This is a genomic window from Paenisporosarcina sp. P4_D4, from assembly GCF_056401835.1.
Window position 1 is genome coordinate 1 of the sequence record NZ_JBFUIO010000243.1, and the last position, 1,952, is coordinate 1,952.

Genomic DNA, 1,952 nt, shown 5'->3' on the forward strand with positions numbered 1-1,952 from the left:
TCCTAATGTATTGCAGTAGTAATATAATCTTGCATCGTTTGGTTCTTCATTTTTCGAACCTTTACCTGGATATTCATTCCTTTGATTGCCTTCGATAAAAACTAAATTTTCAGGTTGTCCTAAACCCTGTTTCAAGGGGAACAACTGAGCCTCCCAATAATGTCCTGTTGAAACATATTCAACCTTCCAATCTTTATTTTCAGAATAACCGACTAATATGGGAGGAGATGTGAAATATTTAACCGCATTACTAATCGGAATCAATGCCAAAACAATTAATATTACACCTGAGATTTTGCGTGATTTACTAGTCAAACATTCCCCCCCCTATTCTGAAAATGAGACAGCTGGTTATTCTACTAAGGCACCCGTTAGTTTAATAAGAACAGAAACGCTTACATAACAATCGCGCCCGCTTGCGGAACAACTTTATAGACGTGATTACATATTCACTGGCGGTATGTCAAAATCCATCAATTATCGGCCCGATAACTATTAATTACCCTTAATTTATTTGATTTGCTCCGCCAACTCTAAAATAATTCCCTCTGGCCCACTGCAGTAGCATAACTTATAACTTTCTTCATAGTGTAGTATCGCACTAAAGATTTCCGTACCTTTCTTTTTCAACTTGGCAACAACAGCTTCAATATCTTCAACAGCAAATGCAATATGCCGGATACCCAGGGTATTTGCAAAAGGTTGCTGAATTTCTCTTTCATCTGACGGACTATAAAATTTGATTAGCTCTATCCATACCTGACCGTCTGGCGTCCCCAATCCTACACATGCTACTTTTACGTCATTAAGCCCAAATACCTGATTCATGAACTCACCTTCCATTTCCCATTCCCCTTGCACCTCAAGGCCAAAATCGAGAAAAAACTCTTTAGCGGCAGAGAGATCATTTACGTTTACACCTACATGATCTATTCTGAGGATTTTCATAGCTCATACCTCCTATGTTCCTGTTATTTTGCAATATCCTGTATTCTTGATAAGTTTGTTTGTAATTCTAATTCGCTAAAAAACAGAAAATATCCTTGTTCAACAAACTGGCCCGATTGTTGAACACAAGTTAAACAACACTGTTCAACTAACCTGCCCCGTTAGTTCAATAAGAAAAAGGGCTGTTTAAACAGCCCGATGATCTTTAACTAAAGCACCCGTTAGTTTAAGTACATTTTTTTTAAGATTTCAGAAGTTACTAAACTACATAAGGAACTGTGTAAACCAAGCAATATACTTTGCACCTGGAATGAATAAGACCTGTGCTAAAAGTGTTCCTAGCAATCTTGATGTAACCATCATAATAGAGACACTTTTTAATGTGACATAGTCCCCTTTTTTGTTGATTACATCATCAGCTAGGATTGCAATTTTGGGGTCAATAAATACAATTAGTAAGATTGTGGCTATACCATTTATTAAACCCGATGCCATAACAGCAGTTGTTGCTCGGTCAGGTGCAAGCAAAGCTGCATATAGTGCAGATAAAACTCCAATTGTATAAATTGCTGTAATCTATATATTAATGCAAAATAATTTAATAGGTATATCTCGCCAACTCATATCTTTCAAATAAGTATACCTAGGGAGATGAAAATGCTTTTTTGCACGTCTTAAATATGAAAATGTAAATCCTTTTTTCAATAACGCTGGAACTGAACCTCTTTCTTCTGCTAAATGGATGATTGCCCTCGAAAAAACAGCAATAAATGTCGGTAACAAAAGTAAACCTATTATTGTACCTAAAGTTGCTGAACCAATTAGAATTCGATACTGACTCTCGACAAATTCTAATGCATTCTCTTTTGGTGCATTATCAATCAAACTTCCCGTAAAAGGTTGTTGCATCATATTCGCTAGCCTTGAAACCATTACCATCACATTAAATAGGGAAAGTGCCGATGCTAATAGTTTCACTCTTGCCCCTGATAAACGTACTGAAT

General features: G+C 36.5%; 2 protein-coding genes and 1 pseudogene. All 3 read right to left on the reverse strand.

Annotated features, from left to right (window positions below):
- Nucleotides 1-315 (reverse strand): hypothetical protein (locus AC1DSL_RS17625; protein WP_477533227.1); only part of this gene is annotated, 315 nt, incomplete at its 3' end.
- Nucleotides 316-510: 195 nt separating this feature from the next.
- Nucleotides 511-948, reverse strand: coding sequence for a VOC family protein (locus AC1DSL_RS17630; RefSeq protein WP_477533228.1), 438 nt, complete (start codon nt 946-948; stop codon nt 511-513).
- 264 nt (nt 949-1,212) lie between these two features.
- Nucleotides 1,213-1,952, reverse strand: a pseudogene (locus AC1DSL_RS17635) (lipid II flippase Amj family protein); the annotation flags it as partial.